Below are 16,379 nucleotides of genomic sequence, written 5' to 3'. Positions count from 1 at the left end.
ATTTATGAAAAAGATATTAGTTTGTTTGATAGCTATTGTAGTTGTCATGAATTTGAGTGCACAAGTGGAAGGTACGATACAATGGAGGCCTGAGATAGATTTTACTTATCAGGTAAATGGTGAATATGTAGAAATATCATCTGAAACCGGATATGTTGATGAACCGGGAATGCCTCAGATTCCATATTGTGTGAAAACATTTCTTATACCTGTGAATACTCAGCCAGCAATACAGATAAAGTATGTAAATAGAAAGCTACAAAAAAAGGATATTTTATTATATCCGGTCCAACCGCCAATTCCTATTGGAGAAAGTATCTTATCATGGGTAGAGCCCAATAGTGATATTTATAACTCATCGAATCCTTTTCCAGGAAAGTATGCCGAAATTGTATCAGATAGGATGGATTTTGGTTACCATCTTGTAACGGTGAGATTTTATCCAATTGAGTATATTCCTAAACAGAGGGAACTGTATACTTGTGATATTGCTTATTCTTTAACTTTTTCGATGGCTAAAAAGTTAGCTTCTACTTCAATAATAGAAAAGCAATCGGAATACTTAAGTCAATTAGATGAGGACTATATTCGATCAATTATTGATAATAAGGAGATGTTGTCAGAGATTACTCCGAACATAAAAGCATCTTTCAGAAAAGGGCGTTTGGGCGCAATGGTAAGCGCAGCAGAAAAAAATGCTAATTCAGATGTGGATAATTATCTGCCGGAGTATCTGATTATAACGAATGAAACGTTGAAAGAGAAATTCCGGATATTGGCTGATTGGAAAACTAAAAAAGGGATACCTGCTATTATAGAAACAGTAGAGGAAATTTCTACCACATATACAGGAAGTGATATTCAAGAAAAAATTCGTAACTATTTGGTTGATGTTAAACGTAACTATGGTTCTATGTTCGTATTACTTGGAGGAGATACAAATGTTATACCCGCTCGTGTAAAGAAATCAAGAGATTCAGATAATAAAGATTGGGTTGCAGTTGATTTTTATTATACTTGTGTAGATAATGGAAACTGGAATAAGAATGGGAATAATATATATTATGAAGCTGATAAAATAGATTTTGAAGATAGTAAAGATTGGGGAGTATCATTTAAATTAGGAAGAGCCCCGGTGGAAACATTAGAAGAGGCAGAGATATTTGTCAATAAAGTAATTCATTATGAAAAAGCAGATTTAAATATTGATTATTCATATATAAATAATTCGGTAGCAGCTGACGCCTTTATTTCTAAAAACGAAAATACCGGTTATTTATCTAATGAAAAAAGAAGTGAAATTGCAAGTTTTTATTCTGAGACAAATCTGAATCGTTGGTTGATTTATGATCATTATAACTGTAAAAGTAATATTGCTACTTGTAGTAATAAACATAGTGTATATGAAGATCAGTCCGGTAAAGGAGAAGAATTGAATAAGGTCCATTTTGTAAGCGCTTTACAAAATGGTGGAAATTCGGGTTTAAACCATTTTCACCTTGTTTATCACATGGACCATTCTTCGCCGGAAGGAATGGGAACTTCTTCTAAGGATAAGAATGAATCAATATCCAATTGGGATGTGGATAATTTGAATAATGGATATTATTATCAAATAGTTATGTCGGGTGGCTGTTCGCCGGCAGACATAACAAAAGATTGCATAGCGGAACATTTTATAAATAATCCTCAAGGTGGAGCTGTTGCATTTATTGGTAATGCCGATACAGGCTGGGCAAATGAACATGTTCATTTAGGCCAATTTTTGTCTGAACTTTATAAAACGTCTGCTAATGCGACCAATAGATATGATTTGTCCATTCTTCATCAGAAGGCACTTGAAAATATTAAATATAAAAATCTTAAATTAGCTAATTGTGCTTTGCATCTTTTAGGTGATCCTGAAATGCAGGTATGGAGTGATGTTCCAAAAACGATGAATGTTACATTAATGCCTGCTTCCTTAACAACGGGTGAGAATATGATAATGGTAAACATAAATGGTTTACCACAAAATGAAACTGCCAGAATTTGCATTCAAAAAAAGGATGAACTGTATATTGTTGATCAATTGGCTAATGGAAGTCATACTATTAATGTATCTGTACAGACATTGGGAGTTGTGAATATAACAGTCACTGCCCATAATTTCAGACCTGTGGAAAGAGATGCTCAAGTATCGCAAAATGGTAGTGAGTCTACTATTGCTGTTGAAGATCTAATTTACAATGATAAAGGAACTGGTGTAAGTATAGGAAATGGTGACGGACAATTGGATGCTGGGGAAACGATTGAATTGACTGTAAAATTGAGAAATACCGGAAACAGCGCATTAAATGGAGTAACAGCATCTTTAATAAGTACATCCGATGATATAGAGATCGTGAATGCTAATGCTACATTTGGGAATATTGCCGGTAATACTGCTGTGAGATCTGTCACTCCGTTCGTTTTCAAAATAAATAAAGATAGTGGTGAACATTTGAGAAATAACTCCAGTGGAATAAACTTGAATCTACAAATATCAGTAAATGGTGAAACTAAAATTCAACCGCTTAAGATAGATAATATTTATGCTCCTAAAATAGAAATAGGGAATCAAAAAATTACTTGGACGAGTAATGGAAACACTACAGTAGAAGCGGGTGAAACTGTGAAGATGAATATTGATTTAATGAATGTAGGACAGGCCGAAGCTACAGGACTGAAAGCTGTACTTATTTCGAATAATTTGCAGGTGTCATGTTCATCTACGCCAATCGTGTATCCTTCTATTGCCTTTTCTGAGACTAAAACAAATACAATTGCTTTTCAGTTCCAGACATCAAGCAGTTATGCGGGGATATTGAGTTTCACATTACAAGTAAGTAATGAGTATGGAAGGACTTGGAACTTTCCAGTAAATCCATTGTCAAGACCCTCTGTGATTAAAACATCGACTCTTGATTTTCAGCCTTATGCTTCTTCTATCAATGTGTATTGGACACCTGTCAAGGAGGTGGCCGGATATAATATATACCGTAGTGACAATGGAGAAAATGGCATTTATCGGAGATTGAATAGATTTCCATTGAAGGCTGCATATTATTTAGATGATAGCCTTGCCGAACGAACATTGTATTATTATAAGGTTGCAGCAATTTCAACAAACGGAAATGAAAGTGAATGGAGTGCGGCTTACCGGACATGGACTTCTTATCCGGTTGTTAGTCCATTCCCCAAAAGATTAGCTACCGGTGTTTATTCATCTGTATCTTGTCCAAATATTGCAGATGTGGATAATGACGGCAAACAAGAGATATTCTGGATCTATGAAGATCGGTATGATACTCATACAAGTTACATAATGGGATTTCGTCCTTCGGGCGAAGAGTTATATGATATCGATGGAAATGTGACCACGGTAAGTGGCTTTGTGAAAACACCAACAATGTTGACAGGGCAAGTGGCTTTTGGAGATTTGTCCGGAAATGGGGAACAAAATATAGTAGCATCTACTTGGGAAGATGATAAAAAATATCAGGAAAAAAGAGCAGTCTATTGTTATTCTCCGTTTGATAGGGATGGGGACCATAAACCTGATTTGTTGTGGGAAAAGCGAATTCCTTATTCAATGTTTCAAAGTCCGGTCATTGCCAATTTGGATGGTAGTGCCGATGGTACAATGGAGGTTATTGTAAAATCGCATCAAACTTCTGATATCTTTATTCTGGATCATGACGGAAATGAAGTGAGACGTTTGAATCCTAACGTTCATGTTACGAATGGAAAAGACCATAATCGTTCAGCTTTAACAGTAGCCGATCTTGATGGTGACGGTCAGATGGAAATAATAGCTTCGTATGATTCTTTAGGAATTTATATTTGGCGGCAGGATGGAACTCCTTTTACGACGAATCCGTTTTGGGGAGCAGGAATTCCCAGATTAGCTTCTGCTCCGGTGGTGTGCGATTTAAATGAAGATGGTAAAAAGGAGATATTGTTTTCTCAACGGCAAATGGCAGAAAGTAAGGTATTTGCTATTAGTTTGGATGGGGATAAAACAGTTGCAGGGTGGGATGGAAGTCAGACAATTCCGTATACAGTCAATGCTGTTGGATCTACTTTAGATCATACTTTATCAGTGGGTGATATAAACAATGACGGGCATTTGGAGGTGGTTATATTGGGGCATGAAACGGTAAAAGCATGGACACATACAGGGAAGCTTATTTTTAGCAAATCGATTAAAGGCTTATTTCCACAAGAAAATTATGCGTCTAATATGAATACTCCAATTTTGGCCGATGTGGATGGAGATGCTGTACCTGATATTGTATTCTGCTGCAACAATTATATTTATGCTTTACATAATGACGGTAGTGATATAATCGGATTTCCGATAATATCGGATGAGAAATTTTTAGATACTCCTTGCGTGGCAGATATTGATAATGATGGTAAAAGCGAGTTAATAGCCGGTAATGAACATGAATTGTATGTCTGGAAAACCGATGGTGTTCCTACGGCCATAGAGTGGGGTGTTAAGCGTGGAAATCCACAGAATACGAATGAATATTTCCCGACTGTTTGCCAGCCGACACTGATAAATTCCAATGAAGTATGGGACGGGGAATCACCCTGCGGAAATGTAGTGTTGCAGTCGGGGCGATTACTTATTCCTGCCGGTAAAACGATGGTGCTGAATAAAACTTTTTCTGTGATCGTCCGTTCCGGTGCTGTGCTTGAAGTAGATGGTGGAAGTATTTTGAATGCAAGGCTTGTCGTGCAAAAAGGCGGCACGGTCATCGTCAAGAACAATGGTTTAATCAAGTTACGAGCAGGCTCCGACTTTGACATGGAAAAAGGGGCTATACTTGATTTCTCTTTTGGAGCAATTGACATACCTTGATAAAAGAACAGAATCAGCAGTAGGATAAATATAATTAAGAGATGAACCACAAACACTATCGGTTCATCTCTTAATTTTTACTTGTCCTGTCTCTTTCCGTGAAATACTTATGCGTTCAGCGCTTGCTCTATATCGGCAATGATATCTTCGGCATTCTCGATGCCTACACTGAAACGGATGAGGTCGGGGCGAACTCCGGCTTCCATCAGTTGCTCGTCTGTCAATTGCCGGTGAGTATGGCTGGCAGGATGCAGCACGCAGGTGCGTGCATCGGCTACATGCGTAACGATGGCAGCTAATTTCAGCGAATCCATGAATTTAATAGATACGTCGCGTCCGCCTTTCAGACCGAAGGAGATGACACCGCAGGAACCGTTCGGAAGGTATTTCTGAGCCAGTTCATAATATTTATTACCCGGAAGGCCGCAATAGTTTACCCATGCCACCCGGTCGTCATTCGACAGGTATTCGGCCACTTTCTGTGCATTACGGCAATGTTGAGGCATGCGAAGGTGAAGTGTCTCCAATCCTAAATTGAGCAGGAAAGCATTTTGCGGGCTTTGTATACTGCCGAGGTCACGCATCAGTTGGGCAGTTGCTTTGGTGATATAGGCCATTTTACCGAATGCCTTGGTATAGGTCAGTCCATGATAAGATTCGTCCGGAGTACACAATCCGGGGAATTTATCGGCATGGGCATTCCAATCGAAATTGCCGCTATCAACAATACAGCCGCCTACACTCGTGGCATGTCCGTCCATGTATTTGGTGGTGGAATGTACCACGATGTCTGCTCCCCATTCAAAAGGACGGCAGTTGATCGGAGTAGGGAAAGTATTGTCTACGATCAGAGGTACACCGTGATTGTGAGCTATGCGGGCAAACTTTTCAATGTCGAGCACTTCAAGAGAGGGATTCGAGATGGTTTCGCCGAACAGGGCTTTCGTGTTCGGGCGGAAAGCAGCCGAAATCTCTTCTTCGCTGGCATCAGGACTGATAAAGGTAACATCGATACCGAGCTTTTTCAGCGTTACACCGAAGAGGTTGAATGTGCCGCCATAGATGGCTGAAGAACACACGAAGTGATCGCCTGCCTGACAGATATTGAATATGGCATAGAAATTGGCTGCCTGGCCACTGGATGTCAACATTGCTCCTACACCTCCTTCAAGAGCGGCTATCTTGGCAGCCACTGCATCGTTGGTGGGGTTTTGCAAACGGGTATAGAAATATCCACTGTCTTCAAGGTCGAAAAGACGGGCCATCTGCTCGCTGGTTTCATATTTGAAAGTAGTACTCTGATAAATGGGCAGCACACGGGGCTCACCCTTTTTAGGAGTCCATCCTGCTTGTACACACAGGGTTTCGGGCTTGAATTGTTTTGCCATAATTGTTATTGTAGTTACAGTTTTATTTCTTTAAAAAGTTATATCGATGCAAAAGTAGAGAAAATAATTGGTTTAAAACATTATCTTTGCGAGTGAAATATATAATAATGTACCAATGTGCTAATATGCCAATGTGCCAATTAAGAATGGGGACAATTGAATAATATAGCAATGAAACGGAATATATGGATCATTTGGCGCAGCTGATTGGTGCATTGGTATATTCTTTAATTTGTGCATTTGCCTATTAGTACATTGATTCATTGTCTATTATTTCATTCTTTCAATTGGTACATTAGCACATTGGCACATTATTTAATTGGCACATTGGCATATTAGCATATTGGCATATTAGCATATTGGCACATTATTTAATTGGCACATTATTTTATTATGAATAAATATTGTATTCTTCTGTTTTTCTGCTTTTTGTTTTCTGTATCTGCTTTGTGGGGGCAGCAGAAGGCGACTCCGAAACCCGGTGAAGGTATTTCTACTTTCCTGTTGCGGCACAATCGTGCACCGAAGAAGTATTATGACGATTTTATCAAATTGAATGAGGCTAAATTAGGAAAGGGGCAGACATTAAAGTTGGGAGTGACTTATTTGATTCCTCCTGTGAAAAAAAAGGTTCCGGCTTCTGTAACGACTGCCGGAAGCGCTGCCAAGAAAGAAAATACAGGAAAAAAACAACCGCCCCGGAAGACGGAAAGAAATGAGCCGCTTTTTGGAAAACTTCTGGCAAATGTGAAGGTGACTTCCAACCGGCTGGCAGGGGCGTGCTTTTATGTAGTCAGTGGGCATGGCGGCCCCGATCCTGGAGCTATCGGAAGAGTGGGAAAGCACGAACTGCATGAAGATGAATATGCCTATGATATTGCTTTGAGATTGGCACGTAACCTGATGCAGGAAGGGGCGGAAGTACATATCATCATTCAGGATGCAAAGGATGGTATTCGTGATGATGCCTATCTGTCGAACAGTAAGCGTGAAACCTGTATGGGTGCTCCCATTCCCTTGAATCAGGTACAGCGTCTTCAGCAACGTTGTGATAAGATCAATGCTCTGTATCGTAATGACCGGAAAAAGTATAAATATTGCCGTGCCATTTTTATCCATGTCGATAGTCGCAGCAAGGGCAAGCAGACCGATGTGTTTTTTTATCATTCCAACCGCAGGGCGGAAAGTAAGAAACTGGCAAACAGGATGAAAGACACTTTTGAGTCAAAGTATGGCAAGCACCAGCCCAATCGTGGTTTTACGGGTACGGTGAGCGGACGGAATCTGTATGTATTGACACGTGCTATCCCTGTATCTGTGTTTGTGGAACTGGGAAATATTCAAAATTCACTCGATCAAAAAAGACTGGTGATACCTTCTAACCGACAGGCACTTGCGAATTGGTTGATGGAGGGTTTTCTGAAAGATTATAAAGGGATGTGAATATAACAAGAACGGATAACCGTACTGTGAGAATAAGTTCTATATTTGTCCGGAAATGCAAAGTAAGAACCTAAAAACTCACCTTACATGAATCAACTCTCTTTTGTCGATGCGTATCGGACTTTCCCTTACATCCTTACCGAAGGAGCTATTGTAGAGCGTTTACGCCATGAATTTCATATCCCTTTGGACGAACATCTTGTTCATGCCGCTTTGATTTATGACGATGCTCATCGTGATACGCTGGCAGGTCTTTACAAGCAATACATCGATATTGCCGCCAGTCACGATTTGCCTCTGATGCTGATGACACCCACCCACAGGGCAAATGTCGAAAATATTGCTGTTTCTGCTTATCGGAATCGGAGTGTCATTCCCGATAATGTCCGTTTTCTTTTGCAACTGCGCGCATCGGCCCTTTCACCTGTTTATATCGGTGGTCTGGCAGGTTGTCGCGGTGATGCTTATGATGGTCGCTATCATTTTTCCGTAGAAGAGGCGATGCAGTTTCATTATCCTACGGTTCGTGCAATGGCTGAAGCGGGAGTCGATTTTCTGTTTGCAGGTATTATGCCCCAGCTTACCGAAACGATCGGCATGGCCAATGCAATGGCGGCAACCGGTTTGCCTTATATTATCAGCTTTATGGTTCGGCGCGACGGACGGCTGATGGATGGCACTTTTATTCATGATGCCATCGATACCGTAGATAAAGAGACGACCACCCGTCCTTTGTGCTATATGGCAAACTGTGTACATCCCGATGTTTTGCATCAGGCATTATCACATCCGAGGAATGATACTTTTTTAGTTCGCGAACGCTTTCGGGGTATCCAGGCCAATGCTTCCGCGTTGAGTCCCGAAGAATTGAATGGCCGTACCGATTTACTTTCTTCTTCTCCCGATGAACTGTCTGACAGATTGATGACCCTGTTATGGGATTTCCCGTTGAAGATATGTGGCGGATGTTGTGGTACGAATGAGCAGCATCTTCGGAATTTTGCAGAGATGCTGACTTTGAATAGTGTGCCGATATGCTAATGAAAGAATGAAGAAATGAATAATTAAAGAATGAAAAATTAAAGAATAATCTGTCAATTGGTTGTGTAGAAAAGATATTGGATATATTTCCTACGTTTTACACATTAACAATTATAGCTTCGTTTTCATTCTTTAATTATTCATTCTTTCATTTTTTTATAATCAAAGCGGCATATTGCCGTGTTTTTTCGGCGGATTGGTCTGCATCTTGTTTTCTGTCATGTCTAATGCTTGGATCAAGCGCTTACGGGTCTGTTTCGGCAAGATGATTTCATCGATAAAACCAAGTTCGGCGGCTTGATACGGAGTGGCAAATTTCTCTTTGTATGCTTCCAGTTCTTTGGCTTTGGTTTCTGCATCTGCTTTGCGGAACAGGATGTTTACAGCACCTTCGGCTCCCATTACGGCAATTTCTGCATTGGGATAGGCAAAATTTACATCAGCTCCGGTCTGTTTGGAGTTCATTACGATATAAGCGCCGCCATAAGCTTTGCGGGTGATTACTGTGATTTTGGGCACAGTGGCTTCTGCAAATGCATATACGATTTTTGCTCCGTGACGGATAATGCCGTTGTTCTCTTGAGTATATCCCGGCAGGAAGCCCGGAACGTCTTCAAATGTTATCAACGGTATGTTGAAACAATCGCAGAAACGGATAAAACGGCTTGCCTTGTCGCTGGCATCGATATCGAGCACTCCCGCCAGATAAGCCGGCTGATTGGCAACAATGCCTACCGAACGTCCACCCAGACGGGCGAATCCGATAATGATATTTTTGGCAAAGTAGGGCATTACTTCAAAGAAATATCCATTGTCTACCACGCGTTCGATGATCTCTTTCATGTCATAGGGAACATTCGGATCTGTAGGGACGATGGTATTCAGAGACTCGTCTTCACGATTGATTTCATCTGTACAAGGTTGCTTGCGTGTCTCGTCCATATTGTTTTGTGGCAGGAAAGAGAGCAATTCGCGGATGGACATCAGCAGTTCTTCTTCGCTATTGGCCATGAAGTGGGTCACACCGCTTTTGCTGCTATGCGTCATGGCACCGCCCAATTCTTCCTTGCTTACTTCTTCATGGATAACGGTTTTTACTACATCCGGTCCGGTAACGAACATATGACTTTTCTCTTTTACCATAAAGATGAAGTCTGTCAGTGCCGGAGAGTAGCAGGCACCTCCTGCACAAGGGCCGAGAATGGCGGAGATTTGCGGAATTACTCCACTTGCGATCGTATTCTGGTAGAATATATTGGCATAGCCTGAAAGACTCTCGATGCCTTCCTGAATACGTGCGCCTCCCGAATCATTCAAGGCAATGATCGGTGCACCGTTCTTGAGAGCCAACTGTTGCACCTTTACGATTTTTCTTGCGTTGGATGCCGACAGAGAACCGCCGTATACGGTGAAATCGTATGCATATACGAATACCTGGCGTCCGTCTATCTTTCCGTAGCCCGAAACAACTCCGTCTCCCGGAATCTTATTCTTGTCCATGCCATAGTTGGTACAACGGTGCACCATCAGTTTGTCCAGTTCCACAAACGTGCCTTTGTCCAGCAGCATGTCGATCCGTTCACGGGCGGTCATTTTCCCGCTTTCATGCTGTTTCTCTATCTTGTCGATGCCTCCACCGAGGGAAGCCATACGGTCACGCTCTTCGAACGTGGCATATGCTTTATTCATTTCCTCCATTATTCTATTGTTTCAAGGGTTATCAATGTCTGGTCACCGGTGATGTTGTCACCTTCTTGTACCAGAATTTCTTTAATGCGGCAATCTGAAGTCACTTTGTAATTGCTCTGCATTTTCATGGCTTCGATGACGATGGCTGTTTCGCCGGCTTTCATTTTTTGTCCTGCAGTAACAGGGATTTTTACCACCTTTCCCGGCATTGGCGAGGTGATGCGGTCATTTTGTTCCTCTTCCCCTTTTTTACGCATGCGCAGGTATTTGGCCTGGCTGTCTACGATGTCGATGTTGAAGCTGCTGTAGTGTGTATTCACTTTGTAGCTTTTTCCGTTATCGCTGCGAATCAGTTGGGCATTGGCACTGCGGCCGTCCATAAGGATGTTGCAGGTTCCGTTTTCCGCCATGACGACATCGGCTTCAAACGTTTTTCCGTCAATGGTGAGTACCACCTTGTTATCTTGTTTGCTGACCAGTTCTATTTCGGCCACGCGGTTTCCTATATGAATTTCCATAATTGATGTTATTTATATTCTGAGCACCCCTTTATGCAATCCGAACTCTTTCCACTTGCTGATCGGACGGTTGTCGGCTGCCAGTCCACTGTTGTTCTCTTCAAGGTTCATCAGATAGTCCATGTATGCGGCAATCATGGCAATGTTTTCGGCGCGTTCGCTGGTACGGGTGATGCTTTGTTGCAGCAATTCTCCGTTTTTTGCAATGAATCCCGTGTTGTAGTTTCCTTCTACAAAATCCGGGGTATCCATGATGGCACGCAGGTAGCTGATGTTGTTTTTTACGCCGGTCAGTTTATATTCGTGAAGCACACGGCGCATACGTTCGATGGCATATTCGCGTGTCGTAGCCCATACAATCAGTTTACCGATCATCGGGTCGTAATATATCGGAATCTCATAGCCTTCGTATACGTAACTGTCGATACGTACGCCGATGCCGTTCGGCTCGGTAATTTGCTTGATAACACCCGGACTGGGCATGAAATTCATTTCCGTGTCTTCTGCACAGATACGGCATTCGATGGCATGTCCGCGCTGTCTGATATCCTCTTGTTTTAATTGCATCACCTGTCCGTCGGCCACTTTAATCTGCTCTTTTACGAGGTCCACACCGATTACTTCTTCGGTAATCGGGTGCTCCACCTGCAGGCGGGTATTCATTTCCAGGAAATAATAATTGCGATGTTTATCGACAAGGAATTCAATAGTGCCCGCACCGATGTAGTTTACGGCTTTGGCGGCAGCTACTGCTTTTTCACCCATATCCTTACGGAGCTCCGGAGTAATGAACACCGAAGGGCTCTCTTCTACTATTTTCTGATTGCGGCGCTGAACCGAACATTCGCGTTCGCAGAGGTGAATTACATTGCCATGTTTGTCGCCCAATATTTGGAACTCGATATGATGCGGTTCTTCTACGAATTTCTCCAGATATACCGTATCGTCTCCGAATGAAGAAAGCGATTCGCTCTTTGCCGTGGTATAAGCTTCTTCCACTTCGCCGGCGTTATGAATGAGTCGCATGCCTTTGCCACCGCCACCCATCGATGCTTTCAGCATGACCGGATAACCGATCTTGTTACACAATTCTACGGCTTCTTCCACGCTTTTCAAGTTCTCCTGTGTTCCCGGAACTACCGGTACACCCGCTTCTGTCATTTTGATACGGGCGGATATTTTGTCTCCCATTGCTTCCATGGTTTCCGGTTCCGGACCGATGAAAATAATGCCTTCTTCGCGGCAGCGACGGGCAAATGTTGCATTCTCGGACAGGAAACCGTATCCGGGATGGATCGCGTCTGCATGGCATGATTTGGCCACTTCGATGATTTTTTCTATATTCAGATAACTCTCTTTGGATGCGGCCGGGCCGATGCAGTAAGCTTCATCGGCATAGAGCACATGCTTTGCGGTGCGGTCTGCCTCTGAGAAAACAGCGATACTCGTTATTTCCATCTCCCGGCAGGAGCGCATTACCCTCACGGCAATTTCTCCGCGATTGGCAACTAAGATTCTTTTTATCATATTCATTTCTCAATTAAATGCATATATTAGTGCTTTTCCACCCTGCGGATACACTCCACCCGATGAAACACAGTATTTTTACGATTTGGGGCTTAACAGCGATACTTTCCTTTCTAACCCACGAGACAGGAAAATATATATCCGAATGGCAGGTCTTCTGACTGACTCTCATCTTACAAGCCTTCCCGATGGATTTTTCACCTCCATCAGTGGCACGAATCCGGTTAATTTGTAAGATGTTTCACAGAGCTTCACAGCAGCGGGACTGTCCGGGAGTTACACCCGATTCCCTTTTAATCTTCCTCCGTTGACCACGGATTTCAAACCAATTCGGGCGCAAATATAGAAAATTATTGAATAAAGCGAATCTTTTTTGCACGAAAGTTTGCTTTTTGTGCAATCCGAACTGTGAAAGCATAAGGTCCGGACGTCTGAAATGCCATCTTTTCAATGGCAGGCTTCTATTGACTGATTATACCAGTCGTAAATCATATTTATGTTTAAAAACCTTACAATGCCGGTATTTGTTGGCTGAAGAAACTTTATAGAAAAAGGTTATTATTCTTAAAGTTGAGATTATACAGGTTCTGCTGTCGGATTGTGTATTGTCAATCCGCCGTCTGCTATAATTGTCTGGCCGGTGATGTAACGTGCATCATCTGAAGCAAGAAAGGCAATGGTTGCAGCGATGTCCTGCGGTTCTCCTAAATAGGGAGTTGCACATTGGCTGAGGAAAATGTTCCGTACATCTTCATTCAAATTGTTTAAAGCGGTAGGTGTGAGAACCAATCCCGGGGCTACAGCATTGCAACGGATATTTTTCTTGCCTGTCTGGGTTGCAATATATTTGGTAAGATTGATAACTCCTGCTTTGCTGGCACCGTAAAGCGTACCGTTTGAATCGGCTGTAATACCGCTGATGGAAGCCACATTGACAATGTTACCACCGCCATGTGTTTTCATTACGGGAATGACTAACTGTGAGAGATACATGGTACAGGAAAGGTTTAAATGAAAGGCTTCATCAAAATAGTCTATGTCCAGCTTTTCGATGCTTGTATCTCGTTTCGGGTCGGTTCCACCGACATTGTTTATCAGAATATCGATCTGCCCGTATTCTTTTATAGCAAAAGCAATCAGCTCTTTACAACTTTGTAATTCCGTGGCTGAGAAATAAACGGAACGTACATCTGCTCCTGAAAGAGTCAGTTCGGCAGCAAGTTTGTCTGCCCTTTCTTTTGAGTAATCTGCAATAACAACTTTACCGCCTTCGGAGACGATACGACGGGTGGTTGCTTCGCCTATACCACCGGCAGCACCGGTAATAACAGCTACTTTATTTTCAAATCTGTTCATATGGAATGTTTTTGGGTATTGTTACATTCAAAACAATATGGAAATGGAAAAGATTACTGCTTTAATTTCTCTTTAATATGATTTCCATTTTTTGTATTAAAATAAATATTTATATATTCGCACCATATACAACATCATAAAAGCAACACCGAAGATGAAACCTGCATACAAGAAACTTGAATTTGGAAGTTTTGCAGAAATAGAAGTCTATAAAGCATTTAGCAGTTTAATCGGTTCTGATGAAACGATAGAACGGGAGAAATTTATGTTTGCTGGGGGAACCAGAGGCTATTACGCTGACATTGTGCTCCCTCATGGATGTAAAAGACTGAAAATGCCTCCAAAAACAATTGTGGAAATCAAAGGTACTTTACTGTTTGACACGATACATCGATATCTGGAAATGTATAAGACGAATAAAACGGATTGGGGTGTTTCTGCTTTTTGTATCGTTTATATCAATAGCCATGTTCCAGATGAATTTATTGCAAAATATGACAACAAAGATTTTAGAATTATATCTTTAAATGAGATACTTTGTTCATCTGATACCAACGCTGATACGGTTGAAGAGTTCCATGAAGAATGGGAAGATGAACGTGATAATCTGATAACAAAAGCTCGTGATAAGTTTTCCATTGGAAAGAATACATTGTTTCTTGGAGCGGGAGTCAGCATTGATGCCGGCCTTCCGACATGGGATGAATTGTTGAAAAAGATGTTGCATAAATACAAAAGGCGGAAACACAATATAGGCAGAGGTGATTATAAACGTGTCGAAAAAGTGTGTGCAGGTTCATCTATAATAACTGCACGGTATATCAGAACAGGGTTGGGAGTTTCCACATCTGATAAAGAGTTTGATAACATGATTCATTCTATTTTGTATAAGAAGGTCAATCAATCACAGTTGATTAATGAGATAACTAATATGGTGGTGAGTAACAAAGTAGAAAGTGTTGTAACTTATAATTATGATGACTTGATAGAAATAGAATTATCAAAAAAAGGTGTTCCTAATTTTTCTGTTTTTGGGGGTAATAGGGCTTTGTATGGAGAACTTCCTGTATATCATGTGCACGGTATAGTCACGATGGATGCAAAAAGCGGAATATATTCTACTCCTGTTTTGTCCGAAGAAGATTATCATAATATTTACAAAGAAGCATTTCATTGGTCGAATATTGAGCAGTTACATGCGTTGGACAGGACAACGTACTTTTTTATAGGATTTTCCATGAGCGATCCGAACCTGCGAAGATTGTTGGAAATTTCGCAAAGTAAAGGAGACGGTGGAAAAAATCACTATGTTTTTCTTCGTAGAAGCAATTTTTCTAATGATAGTAATAGAGATATGGAAAATCTTACTATTCTAAAAAATATGATGAACGACTTAGGACTGAATGTAATTTGGTTTAAGGATTTTAATGAACTTCCTCAATTACTAAAAAGAATTTATTAATTCTGCCATTTGCTCGCTTTTCTGCAAAAAGTAGTACGGGGCATTCACTGGGCTTTCAATATGAAATGTGAATGATTATGTTAAATGTTAACTTTTGGAATGCAAAATGTTAATAGAAAGGTTGCAGCATTAAACCATGTTATAATATAGCTTGTATGGGCTCTTAAATTTGCTAATGATGGAAAAGGCAGTATCTTTGTACTGTGTTTTTTTCATAAGTATTAGATTTAAGGTTAACAAGGATTGGTTGCGCGTGATGCGTAGCCATTTTTTGTTTATCAGAATCTATATCCCAGTCCGATTCTGAATGTCGGGTATATTCCCGAATACCCATTGGATGACCTGAAGTAGCCGACTCCTCCTGCCAGGTCGAATAGAAAATGTTTCCACACCCGGCGGAATCCCCAGTACGGAGTGACATTATATATATGTGCAGCTTCCCAGCCACTTGTGATTGCTATTGGAAAAGAATATCCCAAGTTTACGGATAGGTATCCTCCGGAGTTTCCAAAAGTACGTTTGTTTTTCCGGTGTCTTTTTTGCAGGTTATAATAGAAACGCGGTTCGACAGATATATTTCCGCTTATCAGATGGTAGTCTTTGGTTGTGATGTAGATTTCGTTGAGTGAGTTTACGTCCAGACCTAACATCCACCCGTAGGTATACGAACTTCCTGCACTGAAAAGTACTGTTCCGCGAGGAGAGAAAGCATATTCGTAGCTATATGCCAATCCAATGCCGTTTAGCTCAATACTATGACCGGATGTGGTTTGGTTTTGGATGGATTTATCATTGATCTTTCCGTCGGAAGATTCTGCATACGTGGGGCGGCCAACCAGCGAGAAAAACAAGATAATGAAAGATACTTTGTAAAGCGCTTGGAGGCGATAGGGGAGAAACTTAATTTTTTTCATATATTTCTGTTTTCTGTTTATGAATTAAATGTTTTGTTTATAAAGACAGTTTTAAAGTGAGAAGTCCCTATGGCGGCTATTGATTATTTGTCGGAATATCATGATTATTTTCTGATTTATTAAAGAAATGGAAAGCAAAAAGCAATTTAT

10 protein-coding genes and 1 riboswitch are annotated in these 16,379 nt (G+C 41.1%); of the genes, 4 read left to right on the top strand and 6 right to left on the bottom strand.

Going from position 1 to position 16,379, the window contains the following annotated elements:
- Window positions 1-4 precede the first annotated feature (4 nt).
- Window positions 5-4,891 (top strand): C25 family cysteine peptidase, encoded by a 4,887-nt coding sequence (locus RB604_RS20350; RefSeq protein WP_007482444.1) that lies wholly within the window; start codon window positions 5-7, stop codon window positions 4,889-4,891.
- 107 nt (window positions 4,892-4,998) lie between these two features.
- Here the strand turns inward: RB604_RS20350 and RB604_RS20345 are convergent, their stop codons facing one another.
- On the bottom strand, window positions 4,999-6,279 hold the full coding sequence (locus tag RB604_RS20345; protein ID WP_005933191.1) for an O-acetylhomoserine aminocarboxypropyltransferase/cysteine synthase family protein: 1,281 nt from the start codon (window positions 6,277-6,279) through the stop codon (window positions 4,999-5,001).
- 393 nt (window positions 6,280-6,672) lie between these two features.
- Between RB604_RS20345 and RB604_RS20340 the strand changes: the two genes are divergently transcribed.
- Both RB604_RS20340 and RB604_RS20335 read left to right on the top strand, forming a co-directional pair.
- A complete protein-coding gene (locus tag RB604_RS20340; protein WP_005933189.1) occupies window positions 6,673-7,722 on the top strand; it encodes an N-acetylmuramoyl-L-alanine amidase family protein in 1,050 nt (349 codons plus the stop codon).
- A gap of 87 nt (window positions 7,723-7,809) precedes the next feature.
- A complete protein-coding gene (locus RB604_RS20335; RefSeq protein WP_007482445.1) occupies window positions 7,810-8,763 on the top strand; it encodes a homocysteine S-methyltransferase family protein in 954 nt (317 codons plus the stop codon).
- A gap of 162 nt (window positions 8,764-8,925) precedes the next feature.
- Here the strand turns inward: RB604_RS20335 and RB604_RS20330 are convergent, their stop codons facing one another.
- The 4 genes from RB604_RS20330 to hdhA all read right to left on the bottom strand — a co-directional run bounded on the left by RB604_RS20330 (window position 8,926) and on the right by hdhA (window position 13,853).
- Window positions 8,926-10,461, bottom strand: a complete 1,536-nt coding sequence (locus RB604_RS20330) for an acyl-CoA carboxylase subunit beta (protein WP_085930831.1) — start codon at window positions 10,459-10,461, stop codon at window positions 8,926-8,928.
- Window positions 10,461-10,970 (bottom strand): acyl-CoA carboxylase biotin carboxyl carrier protein subunit, encoded by a 510-nt coding sequence (locus tag RB604_RS20325; protein WP_005933184.1) that lies wholly within the window; start codon window positions 10,968-10,970, stop codon window positions 10,461-10,463. The genes RB604_RS20330 and RB604_RS20325 overlap by 1 nt, the downstream gene beginning before the upstream one ends.
- 12 nt (window positions 10,971-10,982) lie before the next feature.
- Window positions 10,983-12,497 (bottom strand): acetyl-CoA carboxylase biotin carboxylase subunit, encoded by a 1,515-nt coding sequence (gene accC / locus RB604_RS20320; RefSeq protein ID WP_005933180.1) that lies wholly within the window; start codon window positions 12,495-12,497, stop codon window positions 10,983-10,985.
- A gap of 130 nt (window positions 12,498-12,627) precedes the next feature.
- Window positions 12,628-12,843, bottom strand: a riboswitch (cobalamin riboswitch).
- A 230-nt stretch (window positions 12,844-13,073) separates the two neighbouring features.
- Entirely contained in the window at window positions 13,074-13,853 is a 780-nt protein-coding gene (hdhA, locus tag RB604_RS20315; protein WP_007482447.1) for a 7alpha-hydroxysteroid dehydrogenase, read from the bottom strand.
- A gap of 154 nt (window positions 13,854-14,007) precedes the next feature.
- Between hdhA and RB604_RS20310 the strand changes: the two genes are divergently transcribed.
- The gene (locus RB604_RS20310; RefSeq protein ID WP_007482448.1) at window positions 14,008-15,315 is read left to right on the top strand and encodes an SIR2 family protein; all 1,308 of its coding nucleotides are present in this window, start codon (window positions 14,008-14,010) and stop codon (window positions 15,313-15,315) included.
- 278 nt (window positions 15,316-15,593) lie between these two features.
- Here RB604_RS20310 and RB604_RS20305 read toward each other — a convergent pair whose 3' ends face one another.
- Window positions 15,594-16,229: a hypothetical protein gene (locus RB604_RS20305; RefSeq protein WP_055294881.1), complete on the bottom strand. Its 636-nt coding sequence runs from the start codon at window positions 16,227-16,229 to the stop codon at window positions 15,594-15,596.
- Window positions 16,230-16,379 lie beyond the last annotated feature (150 nt).

The sequence above is a fragment of the Bacteroides salyersiae genome (assembly GCF_031172035.1).
GTDB lineage: Bacteria > Bacteroidota > Bacteroidia > Bacteroidales > Bacteroidaceae > Bacteroides > Bacteroides salyersiae.
The sequence above is the reverse complement of the archived record's forward strand: the minus strand, read 5'-3'. Positions and strand labels throughout refer to the sequence as shown.